General features: G+C 47.9%; 16 protein-coding genes. 3 read left to right on the forward strand and 13 right to left on the reverse strand.

Going from position 1 to position 19,089, the window contains the following annotated elements; translation table 11 throughout:
- Positions 1 to 66 precede the first annotated feature (66 nt).
- The 7 genes from S7335_RS11410 to S7335_RS11440 form a co-directional block, all read right to left on the reverse strand.
- Positions 67 to 1,599 carry an amidohydrolase family protein gene (locus S7335_RS11410; protein ID WP_006453757.1) on the reverse strand — a complete coding sequence of 511 codons (1,533 nt, stop codon included), beginning with the start codon at positions 1,597 to 1,599 and terminating at the stop codon, positions 67 to 69.
- A gap of 145 nt (positions 1,600 to 1,744) precedes the next feature.
- Entirely contained in the window at positions 1,745 to 3,043 is a 1,299-nt protein-coding gene (gene codB / locus S7335_RS11415; protein ID WP_006455627.1) for a cytosine permease, read from the reverse strand.
- A 199-nt stretch (positions 3,044 to 3,242) separates the two neighbouring features.
- On the reverse strand, positions 3,243 to 4,712 hold the full coding sequence (locus S7335_RS11420) for an NAD(P)-binding domain-containing protein (RefSeq protein ID WP_006456781.1): 1,470 nt from the start codon (positions 4,710 to 4,712) through the stop codon (positions 3,243 to 3,245).
- 226 nt (positions 4,713 to 4,938) lie between these two features.
- The gene (gene nth, locus S7335_RS11425; RefSeq protein ID WP_006455026.1) at positions 4,939 to 5,589 is read right to left on the reverse strand and encodes an endonuclease III; all 651 of its coding nucleotides are present in this window, start codon (positions 5,587 to 5,589) and stop codon (positions 4,939 to 4,941) included.
- A 53-nt stretch (positions 5,590 to 5,642) separates the two neighbouring features.
- The gene (locus S7335_RS25920; protein WP_006453496.1) at positions 5,643 to 6,218 is read right to left on the reverse strand and encodes a GNAT family N-acetyltransferase; all 576 of its coding nucleotides are present in this window, start codon (positions 6,216 to 6,218) and stop codon (positions 5,643 to 5,645) included.
- Between the two features lie 158 nt (positions 6,219 to 6,376).
- Positions 6,377 to 7,567, reverse strand: a complete 1,191-nt coding sequence (locus S7335_RS11435; RefSeq protein ID WP_006457442.1) for a sensor histidine kinase — start codon at positions 7,565 to 7,567, stop codon at positions 6,377 to 6,379.
- 176 nt (positions 7,568 to 7,743) lie between these two features.
- The gene (locus tag S7335_RS11440) at positions 7,744 to 9,102 is read right to left on the reverse strand and encodes an 8-oxoguanine deaminase (RefSeq protein ID WP_006455679.1); all 1,359 of its coding nucleotides are present in this window, start codon (positions 9,100 to 9,102) and stop codon (positions 7,744 to 7,746) included.
- 287 nt (positions 9,103 to 9,389) lie between these two features.
- On the opposite strand from S7335_RS11440, the gene S7335_RS11445 reads away from it, so the two are divergent.
- Positions 9,390 to 9,950: a hypothetical protein gene (locus S7335_RS11445; RefSeq protein ID WP_006454651.1), complete on the forward strand. Its 561-nt coding sequence runs from the start codon at positions 9,390 to 9,392 to the stop codon at positions 9,948 to 9,950.
- 219 nt (positions 9,951 to 10,169) lie between these two features.
- Here the strand turns inward: S7335_RS11445 and S7335_RS11450 are convergent, their stop codons facing one another.
- The 5 genes from S7335_RS11450 to arsS form a co-directional block, all read right to left on the reverse strand.
- Positions 10,170 to 11,192 (reverse strand): aldo/keto reductase, encoded by a 1,023-nt coding sequence (locus S7335_RS11450; RefSeq protein WP_006454707.1) that lies wholly within the window; start codon positions 11,190 to 11,192, stop codon positions 10,170 to 10,172.
- Positions 11,193 to 11,289: 97 nt separating this feature from the next.
- On the reverse strand, positions 11,290 to 11,820 hold the full coding sequence (locus S7335_RS11455; protein WP_006455549.1) for a gamma-glutamylcyclotransferase family protein: 531 nt from the start codon (positions 11,818 to 11,820) through the stop codon (positions 11,290 to 11,292).
- 182 nt (positions 11,821 to 12,002) lie between these two features.
- Complete coding sequence (locus S7335_RS11460) at positions 12,003 to 12,671, reverse strand: TVP38/TMEM64 family protein (protein ID WP_227499985.1); 669 nt, start codon at positions 12,669 to 12,671, stop codon at positions 12,003 to 12,005.
- Between the two features lie 106 nt (positions 12,672 to 12,777).
- Complete coding sequence (locus tag S7335_RS11465; RefSeq protein WP_006455158.1) at positions 12,778 to 13,593, reverse strand: TVP38/TMEM64 family protein; 816 nt, start codon at positions 13,591 to 13,593, stop codon at positions 12,778 to 12,780.
- A 129-nt stretch (positions 13,594 to 13,722) separates the two neighbouring features.
- Positions 13,723 to 14,718 (reverse strand): arsenosugar biosynthesis radical SAM (seleno)protein ArsS, encoded by a 996-nt coding sequence (gene arsS / locus S7335_RS11470; protein WP_006453700.1) that lies wholly within the window; start codon positions 14,716 to 14,718, stop codon positions 13,723 to 13,725.
- 275 nt (positions 14,719 to 14,993) lie between these two features.
- On the opposite strand from arsS, the gene S7335_RS11475 reads away from it, so the two are divergent.
- Positions 14,994 to 16,394, forward strand: coding sequence for a HAMP domain-containing sensor histidine kinase (locus S7335_RS11475; protein WP_006453756.1), 1,401 nt, complete (start codon positions 14,994 to 14,996; stop codon positions 16,392 to 16,394).
- Positions 16,395 to 16,551: 157 nt separating this feature from the next.
- Positions 16,552 to 17,235 carry a response regulator transcription factor gene (locus S7335_RS11480; RefSeq protein ID WP_006453453.1) on the forward strand — a complete coding sequence of 228 codons (684 nt, stop codon included), beginning with the start codon at positions 16,552 to 16,554 and terminating at the stop codon, positions 17,233 to 17,235.
- 70 nt (positions 17,236 to 17,305) lie between these two features.
- Here S7335_RS11480 and metG read toward each other — a convergent pair whose 3' ends face one another.
- Positions 17,306 to 18,994: a methionine--tRNA ligase gene (gene metG / locus S7335_RS11485; protein WP_006453509.1), complete on the reverse strand. Its 1,689-nt coding sequence runs from the start codon at positions 18,992 to 18,994 to the stop codon at positions 17,306 to 17,308.
- Between the last annotated feature and the right edge of the window lie 95 nt (positions 18,995 to 19,089).

Raw genomic sequence — 19,089 nt, forward strand, 5'->3', positions numbered from 1 at the left:
TTCAACCTACATCTCCAATCTACATCTAAGACATAACAAGCGATAGTGGTTGAGTAGCTTCGTTATCTAACGCCGAGAGTTAGTCTTGGTGTAAGGTCTGAGTTCGGGAATAGGCCATTTGCTATACCACTGGACCATATACGGTCTAATGGCTTCTGCTAGAACTCGATACTCTGTATTGTCTGGAGTTTTCTTTAGCTGCTCAGCTAGTTCTTCGCCCACGGCCGAAAAGTCGAACCCTGTTGGCTGAGCGTCTTTCAAAACTATTTTTCCGTTGATTAAAACGGTGTCTACGTATGATTGGCGCGATCGCATCATCACAACAGTCATCGGATCGACTTCGGGTGCCACCCAGGGCCAGCTCATGCACTCGCAGTCTACTAGAACAATATCTGCTTTGTAGCCTGGCGCTAGCTTGCCGATGCTGTCTGCTTTGCCAAATAGTTTGGCTCCCCCTTGTGTAGCAACTTTGAAGATATCAGAATAGGTGGGAACGCTGTCTTGAATCTGAGGCGATCGCGCTAGCCGCATAGCCAAACGCATCTCAGTAAACATATCTTCATCGTCATTGAGTGTCGTTCCATCCATTCCTAATCCCACTGTCACGCCGCCCGATAACAGTGCTGGTAGCGGCGCAATGCCAGCTCGCAGCCGCAAATTTGAGCTAGGGTTATGGCTGATCGAAGCGCCTGTTCTGGCGAGTATTTCAATATCTGTTTCGTTGACCCATACACCGTGAGCCATGGAAAACTGAGGGCTAAGCACGCCTAATTTGTCCAGGTGAGAAATCACAGACTCACCGTAGAAGCGTGGCCCCATCTCTTTTTCGTAAAACGATTCTAGAACGTGGGTTTGAACGCTCGTTCCCAAACGGTTTGCCGTTTCAACAATTTTAACTAGCAGCTCGTCGCCTACCCACTGAGGTCCAGGTGGACCGAACCAAACATCAATCAGCGGATGCTCCTGATATTGTTTGATTGTGTCACTGACAATATCTAGATAATCACCGGATGAAAGTCCTTGACTAAGTGTTGTCAGTGCTTTCACCTTTTGCTGTAGTTTAAGGGGCAATGTGGAGAGAAAGTCTGCGTCTTGGCCCTCGCCATGCACTAAAAAGCTGTCGTACTTAGCACCGGGGGTAAAAGCAACTCGGATGCCTGCTTGCTCGTAAGCGCTCAGACAGCTTTGCATCTCTTGATAGCTGGCGTCTACAGAACCACCGATGCTAGCCACATCAACAACGCTGGTCACGCCTGTTCTAAGTAGATAGGCCGCACTTAGCAGGGTTCGCAGCTTTGAGTCTTGTGATCGCTTGGCATTACGAGAATATAGCCAAAGCTCTAACAAATCGTCTTCTATTCCTGCAAGGGAATTGGGTACCCCATTGCTGTGGTGATGAGCATTAATCAGACCAGGTAGAACAGCGTGGTGATCAGAGCCTAGAACTAAAGCTGTAGGATAGCGATCGCGTAGTTCTCGCCAATTGCCTATCTCTGAGATGTTCTCTCCTCTGACCACCACAGCGCCGTCTGTTACAACCCCTTGGTCGCTAAATACCCATCGCCCTCGAACTAGCTGAATAGACTCTGCTGACTTCATTTATTCGCTTATTTCACGGCTTGAACTTCACGGCTTGATTGAAGCAATAGGCGAGCGTAGTTGTCACTCTTATCAACTATATTGAACTATATTGAATAGCTACTACGCTCTAACGGGTGCTGTTCGAACTGCCCCAATGACCGCTCTAATATGCTCGAATAGGCTGCGAAATTACTTTGTGCAAGACAGCATACAGTACCGCTGCAGTCACAATGCCATTTAGTGGGCCAATCCCAATGCCTGCATTTCCAGTTGTGTAGGCTACCACCGAACCTACTATATAGGCAATGATGCCAGCCCAGTTGAAAGCAGGAATGTTAGCGGAGAGGGCCGGAAATTCTCCTCGGTGACGTAGCCAGAAATCGACCATAATAATGCCTCCCACTGGCGGAATCACATTACCTAAGAAGATTAGATAAGTTGGCAATAACTCATAGATGCCTGAGAGCGTGAGTACAAGTGCAAAGGTGGCGCCGCCTAGCACAAAAGCATGGCGTTTGCGGGTGCGAAACATGTTGGCGCCTGCCACAGAAAAAGCATAGATAGTGTTGTCTTGCGTTGTCCATACGTTCAAAATTAGCAACAGAATGCCGCCGGCTAGAATTCCTTGCTGGCCCATCGCTGCAACTAAATCCTCTGAGCCATAGACTAGAGAACAGAATGCACCTGCAAATACCAAGATACCGTTGACAATCATGAAGGCGCTGAGCGTAGAAACTATTGCATTCTTACCCGTATCGGCAAACCGGCTCCAATTAGTAGACTGTGTTCCTCCAGAAATGAAGGTACCGATAACAACGGCTAAGGCCGCTCCCATGCTCAGCGCCCCAGAAGGCTCGGCGATCGCGCTGCTATCGAAATCACGAGCGGCTAGTGCCATACTCAGGGCCACCAAAACCAGCATGGCAGGAACCGCTAGCCGACTTAGCCAGTCAATCGCCTGGTAGCCAATATAGGCCGTTGCACAAAAAGCATAGTTAAAGAAAAACACCAACAGAACATAGAACAATCCACTATCAGGCGCACCGAAAACGCCTAGCAGCGCCTGAACGACAATTGCTGTAGTAAAGGCATACCAGCCGATTTGGGTAGCGCCTAAAATGAAATCCACCCAGCGAGAGCCGACATTGCCAAAGCTAAACCTAGCCATGAGCACCGTCGTCAGACCGCTTTTGCAGGCGATGTAGCCTAGGGCCGCGCAATAGGCACCTAAAATTAGGTTGCCGATAAGGATAATTGCAATCAGCTGAGAGAAACTTAGGGCTGCGCCGAGCGTTCCACCCGCGAACAGCGTCGTTGAGGTCAGTGCAAAGCCCATTAGTAATAGCGATAGGGACCAAAAGGGTTTGCGATCACTAAAGGGTACGGCGCTCAACGGATAATCTTCTTCAGCAGCTTTCTTGGTTTCTAGCGGCTGAATAGGCGGTTTGGTAGAGGTTGACATTACTTTTGGCAGCTCTCTAGGCTGATAAATGGGGCTGATAGGTGGGGCTAACAGGCAGGACTAATCAACTAGCTATCAAAAACTAGTCTCTTTGAAGATGCAATATGAAAATCGTCTTACTCTATCTTCTAAATCTATTTATGTGAGGCAATCGTATCGTGTAATACGGTTAACGCAAATTAGAGACTATTGTTTACCTTCAATATTCCTTGGTATCGTAGGCGTTGAAAGAATCCCAAATATCACCTTGATGTTCGATAAATAGCTGTCTGCCGATGTCGTAAGCCACTCGCGGCAGGGCGAACTGTAGCCCGGAAAGGTAAGCTCTAAATCCGCTGAGAAAAGCACCACCCGATAGGTAATAGCAGCGCTTGAGGTAGTCATGCTCTGCGGAAGTCGGCGTGAATTCCAAGCTTTTTCCTAGGTAGGGGTATTGAGACATTTCGGCATGTTCTTCGCCCGGAGGCGGAGTGAAATGAGCTTGCCAACGAGAAATGTAGGGGGCAAGTGATCGCAGCTCCAGTTGGCGATCTAGATCAGTCACAAACCCAGTTCCACAAATCATTGCATCGTGGCGCAGCGCAGCGTCTCCATAAGTGCCAACAATTTCATGGTCGAAATAACCTAGCTTTTCGATCGGCGCATCGGTGTGGAGCGTTAGCCCGGGCTGAGCGATCGCCTGATAGTAGGTATGTGCAGGCGGTAGCTGACCTAGACGGAATTCTGCCAGACTATACGCCCATTTCATCTGATCGGGTAAGTCGATATAGTGGCGATGATAGCCATTCCACTCACTCCAGCGAATCCGGTTCAAGTTGGTCAAAGACTTCCGCCTAACCACAATATCAACGGACTTGGCGCCTGCTTTGAGCATCAGCAGGGCATTGTCAAAAGCACTCGCTCCCCCACCGACAACAACAATTCGCTTACCCGCAAAAGCTGGAAAGTCAATACTATCCATCGTGTGGTAATAGCAGTGTTCGGGCAGGCTTTCACTTACGATAGGCGGCAGTTTCTTTCCGCCTGCACACTCCATTCCGGTGGCGAATACAAGAAATCTTGCCTTGTAGCGCTCTGGGCGTCCCTGGTAAATCGCTTCTAGCCAGAAGCACTGTTCAGCTTGGTTCCAAGTAATATCTTGAATGTTCGTATCATTTTGAATAGGCAGATCGAGAATCTTAGCGTACCAGTCTAGGTAGTCCGCCCAGAACAACCGAGGAATATAGTGAATGCGCTGCCAGTAGGCTTCTCCATAGCGAGCGCTGCACCAGCGGCTGAAGTGTAGATTGGCAATCCCCCACTCTAAGCCGCCAGTGACTTGTTTGGGGGTTCTCAATGTGGCGTTACGGGCATGTGATCGCCATGGGCCTTCGTAGCCTACCGGGGCACGATCAAATATTCGAACGCGCTCTATCCCATGCCTACGCAACCCGAATGCGGCCGATTTGCCGCAGTGGCCTCCCCCTAGTATTGCCACTTCTAATACAGCATGATCTCGGCTATAGTCCCAGGTTTTAGCTGGATAGTTCAGGATGTCTAGATCGGTGTAGATCGCTTCGGTTAATCTATGCAGCCTTTCTTCAGCATCAGGTAACGGCGCGGGTAGCACCCAAAAATCCTCAGCGCTAAAGCCAGTTGGGAGCGTCGGCAAGGGATGAGTATTGGTCATGACTTGGGGAATAGGTCCTTGCGAAGGTGCATTGCAAGTCAGTTACTGATTCACAATAGCAATCCTTTTTGGCAAGAGCGACAGAACAAAACGATTATTTTTTAATTGCGTTAAGCCTCTATGTCTGAAGCGTCCGTCGTAGAGCCTTAGGCAATCAAAACGGAGATCTAGATAAAGTGCTCGAACTCTACATGCATAACTTGAGTTCTAGTAGTCTGCTTGGGCTTTACACGCCCACGCGAGGACAACTGTCTTCCAACGGGCACTGTGTGCACAGGGGATATTGACCTTTGCAAATTTGTTTACCAAAAGGCATCAGCAGTTTGTTGGTCTCAATCCATAGCCCTTTGGGAAGTTTTGCTGCTAGCGCTTGAGTGGTTTTTTCGGGAGTTTTAGTGGCTACATAGCCCCATCGGTTGACGACCCTATGTACATGCACATCAACACTGATGTAGGGCTGTTCGCAAGCGATTCCTAATGTGAGATGAGCGCATTTAGGGCCGACGCCTTTGAAGGCGAGTAGGGTATTGACATCGCAGGGTAGGATGCCGTCATAGTGGTTGACAATTTCTTGCGCGATCACCCAAATCTGATGAGCTTTGCGCTCTGCGTAGGTGCTACGTCTGATCAGCGCTTCAATCTCAGCAACAGATAGTTCGCTCATTGCCTGGGGCGTGTTGGCGCGCTTAAATAGCTGACGAGAAACAGGCAGGCTGACCTCATCGTAGGTCCGAACCGAAATTATGCACGAAACTAGCTGCTCGAATGCAGAGCGATAGCCTTCCTCAGCCAGCTGAAACATGGCGGCTTTGGGGTATGCCCGCATAGCCTCGCGCAGACGACTAAAAGCCATTTCGATATCAAAAGTAGAATTCATAATGAATTAACAAGATTAGTCTAAGCCTAAAAGCTTTCAATCTGGCTTAGCATCTACCGTAGGAGTGCATCTACCGTAAGAGTCTTTTCAGAGATTGCTCGCTGCATGATTAGATCTGTTTGAGTTTCTGTTCCTTGCTGAAAGGGATGCGAGCCGACGATTGTGAATCCCCAACGTTTGTAGAATGTGATCGCCCGGTAGTTGTATTCCCATACCCCTAGCCAAACAGTTTGATAGCACCGTGCCTCGGCTTCAGCTAAACAAGCTCGCATCAGCATCGATCCGAATCCTTTGCCGATAGCAGATGCATCCAAATAGAATCTCTCAATCTCTACAGGGTTTTCTCCGGTTACACACGATTCGGGGGGTCCCATTCGTAGCTTTGTATAGCCGACAGGTGGCGAGGTTTGTTCTTGAATGGGTTCTATAAACAACAGCAGAAACAGGTTGCTAGGCTCCAACACTTGCGCGTAAATCTGCTCGAATGAAAAGTTCTCTTCGACGTAAAGATCAATATCCGACTTGGGGTTATTCGGCTCAAAAGCATTGCGAAAGCTATCGATTGAGAGGCGAACTAGCGCGGTAACGTCTTTCTCTTTAGCCCGGCGAACCATACTATTAGGAACCATACACTACTCTACTACTCAAAGAACTACTACTCCAAGCACACCAATCGCTTCGAACCAATCAGATATTTAACTTAGATGAAAGAATATCTTTTTTCTATAGCTAATTGCATTCAATCGTTGACTAATTGTATTCACTCTTTTAGTAGAAGGCCTATTGCCTAGCTCACTTTGATCGGAAGAACGACTACAAAAGTAGACCCTTGAGCAACTTCGGAAGTCAGTTCTATCTTACCGTGTAGCATTTGAACTAGCTTGTTAACAATGGAAAGTCCTAACCCACTACTACCTGGTAACTTTTCTTCTTTCTCTTCTACCTGAAAATAGGGTTCAAACACTTTTGGCTGATCTTCTTCTTTGATCCCTCGTCCAGTATCTTTGATAGCGATCGCCCATTGCTGCTCATCTACTTTATAGCCGTTTACCGTGACAGAGCCTGCATCGGTATAGCGAATTGCGTTACTCAAGAGGTTTGTGAGAATCTGTTGGAGTCGCAAGCTATCTGTATAAATCTCTTGAGGTACTTGGCTACACTCTATGATTAAATCGAGATCTTTGGCTGTAGCGCTAGGTTCTAAAGAATCAACCACAGTTTGTATTAAAGGAATGACCTCTACCTTAGCAATAGATAAAGCCGCCTTAGAAGACTCTTGCCGCGAGACTTCTAAGGTGTTGTTAATCAGCTGTAATATTTGTCGCCCGTTGCTAACAATACGCTCCATCTGGCGTATTTCTAAAGAAGTTCCTACGTTCTCGTGAAGGTGCTTTTTCTGCTTATTTAATAAGATAGAAGAGAAATTAATGATGGCATTGAGCGGGTTTTTTAATTCATGCGCTAGGTGCGAGACATCATCTTTCTGATTTTGAATGAGTCGGATGAGCTCTTGATTGGTCAGTAACAACTGACCATGCATTTGTTTGAGCAAAGAGAAACGATGTTCCATGTAGCTCTCTAACGTGATTAGAACAGTATCGTCGAGAACACTGTCTATCTTTCGGATTGCCTCGATGACTTCTGGGACTGTTCCAGTCGTCAGCTCTGGCTCTAGCGCCATAACGAGTACGTTTCGTAGAATCCGATATTCTCTAACGATCTCAGCTAGGTCAAACCCCTGATTGGCGCGAACATGGCCATGCTCTAACGCCTCTTCTCTTATCTCTTGCGCTTCATCGCTAAAGGCATCTGTCAGCAGCGTAGCGACTGACTTCAGTACCTCTGGCAGACCGTCATGTACAGCCTCGAAGGTTAAGCCTTTGCTACTATCAATTTCAACATCTACTCGAACTGCTTTTACCCAAGTTTCTATAATATTGTCCAGCTTTGCTAATAGCGCTTTTCCAAGATCGTTCATGCATCCGTATGTAGCTGGATTATACCCATACTCATACACTATCAGCTATCATCAGATTGTAAACAAGCGCGCTTACATACTGATACATTGATGGGTAAGAGCTCAACGAAATTAGTTGAGCTAGTTTTGTTGAGCCGATGTGAGACCTACTGTCTAAAGAACTTACTGTCAAAGATTTATTTCACCAAAGCCAGAGAAAGTCGGTTGCAGGTTTCGATCAATGGGTTCAGCTCGACCGTAGTGAGCTTTCCTTGCTCAACTACTTTTTTCCCGTTGATAAAGCTATAGTCGACCGCAGGTGGCTGACAAAAAATTAACGCCGCAACAACGTCGTGGTGAGCGCCCACTAGGGCAGGTGTGTCGATGTTGAATGCAATGAAGTCAGCTGACATACCAGGTGCCAGGAAGCCAATATCATCTCTTCCTAGAACCGTTGCCCCCCCTCTAGTCGCTAGCTCTAGCGCCTCGCGAGCGCTCATCGCTGTAGCATCAATATCTCTTAACCTTGCCATTAGAAAGGCGCTGCGAGTTTCTTGTAGCAGGTTAGAAGCGTCGTTAGAAGAAGCGCCGTCCACCCCGATGCCGACGGCAACACCTTTATCTAACATTTTACGAATGGGAGCCATGCCACTAGCTAGGCGCATATTACTGCAAGGACAATGGGCAACACCTGTGCCGGTACGAGCAAACTTATCAATAGCGCTATCGTTTAGCTGTACGCAGTGAGCATGCCAAACATCTTCTCCTAGCCAGCCGACAGATTCAGCGTAGTCACCCGGTCGAAGGCCAAACTTCTCTAAGCTGTAGTCCACGTCGCTTTTGTTTTCGGCAAGGTGAGTATGTAAACGGACATTAGGATGGGCCCTAGCCATTGCTGCTGATTCTTTCATCAAGTCTTGAGAGACCGTGAACGGTGAGCAAGGAGCTAGGACAATGCGCGTCATAGCGTGGCGATCGCTCTCGTGGTATTCCTCAATCAGACGTAGCGAGTCTTTGAGAATGTCTGGCTCTTTTTCAATTAGTGTATCGGGCGGCAGACCGCCATCGCTTTGACCGACGCTCATGCTGCCGCGACTGGCATGAAAGCGAATACCAATGTCTTGAGCGGCTCTAATCTCATCATCTAGCATGCAATCATTGGGAAACAGATAGAGGTGATCGCTAGCGGTAGTGCAGCCAGAGAGCATCAGCTCGGCGGCGGCCATTAGCGTGCTGAAATAGATATCTTCACCGGTGAGATTTTGCCACACCGGATAAAGGTTTTGCAGCCAGCCAAAAAGGTCGCGATTTTGAGCAGCGGGCAGCACCCGAGTAAGGGTTTGAAAGAAGTGATGATGTGTATTGACTAAACCAGGAATAACAACGTGGCGATCGCGTAAGTCAAGCACTTCATCAGCTGTAGCGGGTAAATCATGATGGCTCCCAATTGCTTCAATCACGTTGTCACGAACAAAAAGTGCCCCGTGGCGAATCTCCCGACGCTCTTCGTCCATCGTGACAAGGGTATGAATATTTTTGACCAGCAGTGTTCCCATCCATTTTCCTCTGCTTAAGTTCCGCTCGAAGCCGATTTATAGCCTGCTCGAAGCTTATAGTAGCAGTGACAAGCACTAGCGATGCTTCAAACGCAATGTATCGGAGTGCCTATGTCTATCGTGTAATCAACGCTACAGAATTGTCTATATATCGAACCGGTTTGAATCTTTCAAAAGACGGAGGAGAACTGACTAGGCTCACCCGATCATAGAAAAGTAACAACGTTGTAGAAAACTCAAATCTCTTTATACGGAGATTTATACGGAAACGCGTGGAAACCAAACATATGACAGATACGACTAATATTGCTACTAAGCTGGCTGACCTTCAGCTATTTCAGAATGTTCTAATCGAGTCAGAACAAACGCTGATAAAAGAAACTAGCGACGATACTATTCGCGAACGGCTAGAAAAGATATTGAATCAAGACCGTGAAAATCTAAGTGATATTCAAAAAGCCGTCGCTAAGCTTGGCACCAATGCAGATGCCCGTTCTGTCAGCCAAGCTCATGCAGAAAAAGTAAAGGAGATGATGTCCGGTTCTGAGCTGACCTTGTTCGATAAGTTCTTTGAATTTGAGTTGTTAAAGCATCAGCAAACGATGAGTGGACTTGTTCTACACAAAGCTGCCCAATCTTTGGATGATGATTTGCAAGATGCGATGGAGCCTTTGAACAAGGTTAATTTTGAGAACCGGGCTCACCAAGAAATCTTGAAAGGCGTCCTCTACTTCGCTGGAACCCGTGAGCTAGCGGGCGTGGAGCCTGATATGGGTCTATGGGCAAGCGTTGAGCAGGGTATCGCTGCGCTTAAAGGCGCTGTAGGCAGTGCGACTAGCTCTAGCTAACCTTTGAAGCATCCGAAGCCTTGCATCTATAGCTTTAGTCACTTAGCTTACGGCATAGTCATTGGCTCTAACCCTTGTGTTTCAACAGACTAAGCGACTCGCAATGCACGAATGCATCCGCACATTGCTATACCACCCCCTACAGAACGTAGTTCGTCTTACCTCTGTAGGGGTTTCTATAGATTTTGATTGTCTTCGAATATCTCCAGATTTTAAGACTTATGTCCAAGCTCTAAAGAAGTTGTTATCTTGCCAGACTGTAGCTGTTTTTCGCTCAATCTCGGTAAGGGTTGAGTCTGGCAACAGCTGAAAGGCGCGGGCTGTGCGCACATTTTCTTCTAGCTGTTCAATGGTTTCTGCGGCGATAATCGCACAGTGAACACCCGGCTGTGAGAGCGTGTAGCCCAGCGCCTGGTTCATGCCACTGAGCACGCCTGGTTTTAGCAGCCGGCCATAGGCGGGGACTTTCATCGCTGTGATTCCAACGTTCTGAGCTGTAGCGACGGGTAATACGCTAGAGATAAACGGTCTAGGGTGATGTATATCAGCGGCGTTTACTGGAATCAACGCGTGATCGAACGGGTAGCGTTGAAGCCCGGCTACGATACTACTGGGTTCGTGGTGGCCAGTAATTCCACTGAAGCGAACTAAGCCTTGCTCTTTGGCTTCTTCTAGTGCTTTGATCGCACCGTTTTGACTGAATATAGCGTCGAGATCAGCGGCGATCGCCACATGATGAAATTGCCAGAGGTCAAGATAATCAGTGTTGAGCCGTTGCAAAGACCGTTCAAGATCGCGCCACGCACCGCTGTAATCTCTAGCAGCCGTTTTACTGCCTAAGAAAATCTCCGCTCGATAGGCAGGCAGTACTTTTCCTAAAAAAGATTCGCTGGGCCCATAGCTAGCTGCTGTATCAAAGTAGCGGATGCCCAGCGCTAAAGCTCTCTCGATTTGCTCAATAGCAGCCTGCTCCTGATTCGATCGAGCTAAAGGTGTTTGACCCGCGGTGCCTAGACCTAAAATAGGCAGTTGGATATTCGTTTGTCCTAAGTGCCGCAACGGCATCTCGTTGTGACTTTCTAGCAAATGGCTACTCACAGATTCTGGTGCAAGTTCTGAGCCAATAGGGACAGAAGAGATACCTGAAGAACGCTGCAGCGACGAGTATCCGGCAATGCCCAGTGCTGTTGTGAGACCTGTCGCCAAAAATGTCCGACGGGTCTTTCTAGAACGATCTGTCATACGACTAGGGAGCTAACATTTTTTAAGATATCGGAACTAAGCTATCTACGCCAGTAACGGTCCTTCGATGCTGATCTAAAGACTACTCTAAAGCAAGCTAAAGAAAGGTCTTTAAAGTGAGTTCGCCAACATACGTTGTCTGCAAAAACTGTTCGTAGAATGCCTCTCCCCAATACTGCGCTCCCTCCAGGCAGATGTTTAAATAGCCTTTGTTTGGCAGAATGTCATTGTTTCGTTTTTCTAGCCTACCAAGGTAAAGATATGTTGGCTGATTCGCGAGTTCCGAACAGGCTAGATCTATCGCCGCTGAACTTGAAACGTTCGTTAAACAGCTTAGTTGTGAAGGTGCGATCGCAGATAGATAATAACCTCTTTCCCTTTCGTTTAATCTATCGAGATCTTCTTCCTTACGGAGTTTTACCAGTAGACCGTTGAAAAACGCTGTATCGGAGCGCATAACGTTTAGTACAGCCCTATGTTCACCATTGCCTTTTCGCCAGCTTGGCTCTTGATTAAAAATACGCTTGTATCCTCTAACCAACACTGGATGAGCCTCAGCAAAGAGGTCCGAGTGCTGTTGAAGCTGTTTCGGATGGATCAAACTGCCATAAACGATAATCATCGTCATAGGAACTCAAAACAAGCTGCGGTGTGATCAACCAGCGAGATAAAGCAACCTTGATGATAAGTCTGGGAAAATAAGTCTAGACGAAAGCATCGTTCTACAGATATTTACTCATTCTGCCTGGAACGCCCAGATCTCTCTTTTATCACCTCTTTTGATACCCGTGGTGAGCAGCCATTTCCTCTTTATAGATGTATCTTACCGCTGCCTCTAGCTACTAGCGGTAGTGCAGATAGCATCATTAGCATTAGCAAACAAATTACTAGCGGAACAACACTATTCCCTTCTAACGCTGCAGCGCCAGTAACACCCAGCCAGGTATAAGCTAGTGTGCCTGGAATGATGCCAATAAATGTACCTATAGCATAAGCGCGAACTGGAACTGGGCTTAGCCCAAAGGCAAAGTTGACGACATTGAATGGGGAGACCGGCGAGAAGCGAATAGTTAGAACGCATAGCAGCGCATTTGTGCACAGCGCGGTATTGAGCTTTTTGAAAATTGGTTTGTGGTAGAACCGTGCTTTGAACCAGTCAGAGAACAGATAGCGGGCCAGACAAAAGGCGGCGATCGCCCCCAAGCTTGCCCCAACAACTGACCATAGCGTTCCCCACCACAGGCCATAGACTGCCCCACCCACAATTACTAGCAGCGTGCCTGGCACCCCAACCGCATTTGCTACTATATGAGCTACCACGAATAACCCGATACTGCTATGGCCTGCTTCCTCAAAAAAGTCAGTTAGCGCCATTCGATCAAACAGCACCAACAGAGTATGGCCGCCACTCATGGACAGAAAGACTGTCAGAGCAGCGGCCGCAACAAACAAACCTAAAGTTTTTTTAGTAAGTCTCACAAAATCGCGATGGGGACAGATTGAAACTCTGCCCATTGATCTAATAACAATCCAACAGCAAACAGATTAAACAAAGAAGACTCGATAGTACAGATCTAGGTCGTACTCAAGCCATATCAGTACTCGCTTCTTCCGTCTCAGGTACAGAAGCATTGAGTGCCTTCTTCGCAATCTTAGCAATGTAGAGAGAAATAGCGACAACAGTGACAAAGATCAAGATTTTGATTGTCCAGTCGATAAATGGGTTGGCCGGTGCTTCACCGGTGCCTAGCATGGCTACATCCCCAATCAATGATCCTAAGTAAACGTACATGATTGTGCCAGGAATGATACCTGTTGTGCCGAGTACGTAGTCGCGCAGAGAAACTTTAGTGAGGCCCAGTGCATAGTTCAACAGATTAAACGGAAAGGCAGGCGACAGGCGAATTAAGAAGATTAGCTTCAGACCTTCGTCTGCGATCGCGGTGTCCAAAGCCTTAAAGAACTTTTTGTCCTCCACCTTTTTTGCAATCCAGTCGCGAGCAATGAATCGGCCGACTAAAAATGCCGCTGTTGCACCCAGCATTGCCCCGATGAATACTAAGATCGAGCCTTTGACGACACCAAAAACAAACCCAGCACCCAGGGTGATCACAGAGGCCGGTAAGAACGCTACTGTTACCAAGATGTAGGCTAGCACGAACACAATTGGAGCGATCGCACCCAAGCCATCAATCCACTCAACAACACTCACTAGCCACTGTTGAATTTGACCAATAAAGGCAAATGGACCGCCGCCACCCTCTTGCGCTAGCGCAGGCATCGCAGAAAACAACAGACTACCGAATATACCCAAGGCTATCCACTTCCACAATCGATGAATTCTAAACTTTTGAACAGATCTTTCAACAGACCCTTGAATAGGCTTATGAACAACTCTCATCAAACTTTTCCCTTATATATCAAAACAACAGAACTAAACTTTCAACTGATATGCCGCTAAGCAATTTTGTTTTCCTAGCACTTACCACGGAGTGCTACTCGCACCCCAGGCGTACAAACCCCAAACTCTTCACAAAAGCGACCCTCCGCAGCTAGAACCACTCCCTGCCGTACAGCCATAACAGTAAGGGCGAGTGGCTACCTGTTCGATCAGATCTAGGGTTCCGGCTGCTAGGAAGGTGCTGAGGGTCAACGCTTCTCCATTCGGCGCTCTAGCAGGCAGCGCCTCCATCTGGTTGAAATCGCAGTCATACACATTGCCTAGATAGTCTACAGACAGCTCATTGCGGCACATCAAATGTTCTACGGTGTCGGCATTGTGATGAGAGGCCAAAAACTGTAAATAAGGCTGATGCAGATGGCGATGCTGCAGCTGAAACTTTGTTCGACCAATGGGTAGATTGGTAATCGTATATAGATGATTGAAGACAATCCCAAAGTGCTCGTGTAAGTAGGCACTGTAGTCCGCTTGCAGCTTTGTCTGTGAGGGTGTCAAAGAGAAATTCGCATCCTTTGGAACAGGCGGATTATAAACTAGATCTAATTGAAGCTTGGCATCACGACCATAGCCTAGTTGATTTAGCCGTTGAATCGCGCGAATAGAGTCGTCATAGACGCCTTTGCCGCGCATCGCATCAACATTACTTTCGAGATAGCAAGGCAGCGAGGCTACTACATGCAGCTGATGCGCTGCGAAATACTCTGGCAAATCTTCATACCCTGGCTCAAAAAAGATCGTTAGATTTGAGCGCACAATTACGTCTTTGCCCTTTGCCTTAGCGGCCTCTACAATAGGCCGAAAGCCGTAGTTCATCTCCGGCGCACCACCGGTTAAATCAACTGTTTTGATTTGATCGAAGCGATCGATAATCGTTAGTAGCTGCTCGCAGACTTCGGGTGAAAGCTCTTCGGTCCGGTGGGGGCCAGCTTCCACATGACAATGCTGACAAGAAAGATTGCACAGGCGACCCAAATTGATCTGTAGTGTCGTGATAGTCTGCTTCGACAGCGGCTTGCCTAGCGCTTTCTCGAATGGTGTTACTGGAGTAGAAAGAGTTTGAATCATAACCTTTGAATGAAAAGTGTGAAAGCGAATGCGCTAGCAAGCAAAACTGTATCTCGAATGACAGTCTCTATTAAAGGTCATTGACCTGTAGAAGGCTGAGATTTCAATTAGAAGTCGGGAATTAATTCCTGAGCCTAGCTGAACCCAATCGATTCAGAGAAACTTGAGCGTCTATCAGCGTCTCCTCAGAATCTTTTTGTACTGTAAAGCTACTGTATCTATAGGTTCTAGGCCGAGCCGCAAATGCTAAGCCCGTTTTTTCACCATCATTACTCATGAAGCCTGTTCTTGACCCAAATTCTATTCAGTTTCGTATAACAGTGGGTGTGGTGTTGGCCTCTGCCATCGGTATTAGCGGATTCACTGGCTGGCTCAACCTACGGATGCGACAAATCTTAGTCGCTGGTCATAAGGATAATGCTTTGGTGATTGCCAATCGGCTAGAACAAGATGCTGATCTCTTTAGAGAATCGATGGTTGTCAAAGAGGCGTTAGATATGGCGATTGACTATAGGGAACAGCCAGATCTTGCTATTTGGGTAACTGATACTAGTGGGAAGGTAATTGCTCAATCAGATACGCTATCGGTGGGATCTTGGCAAGCGAATAACTTCGCTGGGGAGCTGATGAAGCAGGTGAAAGATGAGACCGGACTAGGCGTACTTCGGCTGCAAGATCGCCATCTAATTACCTGTGTTAGTCCTCTAGAGGTCAATGGAGAGCTTGTTGGCGAACTTTATGTTGTCGACGAGATTACAGAAGATAGCCAAAGCTTGGCGCAGATTACTCGTATGCTAGCGTTTTCCAGCATGCTAGCAATTGGAGTAGGCGCGATCGCGACGTCTCTCTACATCAACCGAGCCCTGCGACCCATTCGCAAACTAAACCGCTTAGCGGGTAACATCTGCGCTGAGAATCTAGCTGGTACTCGTTTAGAGTTTGACCGCGCACCTACCGAGGTTCAAGAGCTTGCTCAAACTTGCAACACAATGATCTCTCGGCTGTCTGCCGCCTGGGACCAGCAGCGTCGATTTGTCAGCGATATCTCCCATGAGCTACGGACACCACTCACTCTAGTTCACGGCTATTTGCAAAGCACCCTTCGCCGCAGCTGTAACCTGTCTGCTCCTCAAAAAGAAGGACTCGAAATTGCCGCTGCCGAGGCCGATCGCACGATTAAGCTGCTACAAGAGCTACTTGATCTTGCCCGCGCTGATAGCGGCAATTTCCAGTTCAAGATAGAACGAGAGTCTTTAGACGATATCACGCGGGAAGTGATAGGAATATGCCGTTACGCTACGGGCCGCATCCACTTAAAGTTGGAACCAGCTACTGCGCTAGTTGATCGCAATCGACTTAAGCAAGTGCTGCTCAACTTGATTGATAACGCGCTCAAGTATTCGATTGCTAGTGAGCCAATTACTGTCACACTCAAAAAGATGGGAAATCAAGCCTATATAGAAGTTAAAGACACGGGTCGGGGAATTCCTCCTAGCGATCTCAACAAAATATTTGACCCGTTCTATCGGGTAGACGAAGATCGCTCGCGGGCGACAGGCGGCACCGGCCTTGGTTTATCAATTGTCAAAACCTTAGTAGAAGGTATGAACGGAACGCTGAAGGTGCAATCTAAACTAGGTGAAGGGAGTGTGTTCACTGTTTCTTTGCCCACTTAGTCCTAAATCTGCCTCTATTGCCGTTTATGGAAGGCGACCTAACGTTAAGGATCGCTCAATGGACAAACGCTTTTGCTATAAGGGAACACGAGCATTAACACCCCAACAAAGGCGATCTAATCCCATATCTACCTGCTCACTTAAGGAGACTCTATTCATGTCTGAGGATACCGTCCGCATTCTGATCGTAGAAGATGAGGAGAAGCTGGCGAAGTTTGTCCAGCTAGAGCTGGGCTATGAAGGCTATGAGGTAATTGTTGCCAACGACGGACTCAGCGGATTGATGGCCGCTAGAGACAGCGAGCCTGATTTAGTTCTACTCGACTGGATGATGCCCGGGCTAACTGGGGTCGAAGTCTGTCGGCGGCTGAGGGCTACGGGTGCGATGATGCCGGTTATTTTACTAACGGCTAAAGACGGCATCGAAGATAGAGTTGCGGGATTAGATGCTGGTGCAGATGACTATGTGGTCAAGCCCTTCAGCATCGAAGAATTACTCGCGAGGGTCAGAGCGCATTTACGGCGCAATCAGCCGGAAGATCCAGAGTCGTTTTTGTTTGCTGATCTAAGCTTGAACCGTAAGACTAGAGAGGTCAGGCGCGGCGATCGCTTGATTGAGCTGACCGCCAAAGAATTTGACCTGTTGGACTACCTAATTTCGCATCCCAAGCAGGTTTTGACCCGCGATCGCATCCTCGAAGAAGTCTGGGGCTACGACTTTATGGGCGACTCTAATATCATCGAAGTCTATATTCGCTACCTCAGACTAAAGCTAGAAGCCGAAAATGAGTCTCGCCTAATTCAGACTGTCAGAGGAGTTGGCTATGTTATGCGTAGCTAGAGACCTATGCCCCAATAGAAGCACTAGGGGCCTTGTATCTGACGGCCTGTAATCTGGTTCGTATCTTTAGCTAATCGCCGCCATATTGGGCCTTAAGCTCAGCGACCCTATCGTCGTCTATCTTCTGAATGAGTACAGGCGGTAGTTCAAATGTCCTGCCTGCTTTCAAGACGGTTAGATCGCTAGCAGCGCTCATACTACTGTTTCGCTCTGCTTTAGTCAGTTGTAAAGCGTCGAATAATTGCTGGGATGTCGCGGGGATGAACGGTGATGAGGCGATCGCATACAGCCGAATCAGATTGATGCAGGTGCGAATTACCACAGCAGCCTCATCTTTATCTTGCTTGAAAAGCGTCCAGGGCGCACGCACATCAATGTACTGGTTACCCGCCGACCACAGCGCATTGAGCGTTTCGGTGGCTTTGCGAAATTCCATATTCTGGAGGTGCGAACGCAACCGAGCAACCATCTCCTTGCAGGTTTTCTCTAGCGCTGCTTCTGCCTCACCGGGTTCACCCCCAGCTGGTAGCTCATTGCCAAAACGCGACACCGTAAACTTCAAGATCCGGTTGATAAAATTTCCAAAATTATCAGCTAGCTCCTTGTTTACTTTGGTCTGAAACTGCTCCCAGGTAAACGCAGAATCGGCAGATTCTGGCGCAGAGGCCATTAGCATGTAGCGCCAATAATCCGCCGGGGCGATTTCTAGAGCCTGATCGAGAAACACACCGCGCTTGGAACTCGTCGAGAACTTGCCGCCGTAGTAATTTAGCCAGTTAAAGCCCTTGATGTAGTTCGCCATCTTCCAAGGCTCTTTGGTTCCTAAAATCGTTGCTGGCCACATGATCGTATGGAACGGTAAATTATCTTTGGCCATGAACTGGGTATAGCTCACGTCATCTGCGTCATACCACCAGCTTTTCCAGTCCGTTGTATTCTCGTCGCTCTGCTGATCACTCCATGCCTTTGTTGCTGATACATAGCCAATCGGCGCATCAAACCAAACATAAAAGACCTTATCCTCAAACCCTTCTTTAGGTACGGGCACCCCCCATTTCAAATCACGAGTAATCCCTCGACTTTGTAACCCTTCATCCAACCATTTGTAGGCAATCGAGCGCGTCAAGTTTGGCCAGTTGGTCTGCGCGTCTACCCAACGACGCACATCGTCACTCAGCTGGTCTAGGCGTAAAAACAGATGGCGGCTAGCGCGCACTTCTACATTTGTACTACCCGAAATAGCTGATCGCGGTTCAATCAACTCTGTCGGACTTAATAGCTTGGTACAGTTCTCGCACTGATCGCCCCTAGCCCGCTCATAGCCGCAATTTGGACAAGTTCCCTCCACATAGCGATCGGGTAAAAATCGCTGGTCGGCAATAGAGTAGACCTGGCTAGTTTCACGCTCTTCGATATAGCCTTGCTCATCGAGACGGCGGTAAAAGTACTGCGTTAGCTCCTTCTGTTCTACTGAGGAGGTGCGACCAAAATAGTCAAAAGACAGGCCAAACTGTTGATAGATATCTGCCTGCCGCTCATACTGACGCTGACAGAACTCAGCAACTTCTAGGCCTTCTTCTACCGCTGCAATTTCAGCGGGCGTTCCATGCTCATCTGTAGCGCAGATATAAAGGACCTCTTCACCTTCTTGCCGTAAGAACCGGGCATACACATCTGCTGGCAGCATTGAGCCTACCAAATTGCCAAGGTGCTTGATACCGTTGATGTAAGGTAGCGCGCTGGTGATGAGATGTCGCATATGAGTCTAGAGCAGTTGGAAAAACTTAGGCTCTAATCAGCCTAGCGGTTTGAGTCCTTACTGACTAGGTTACTGCTATGACTCCTCACCGTGAT

Origin of the sequence: Synechococcus sp. PCC 7335 (assembly GCF_000155595.1) — a bacterium.
Lineage (GTDB): Bacteria > Cyanobacteriota > Cyanobacteriia > Phormidesmidales > Phormidesmidaceae > Phormidesmis.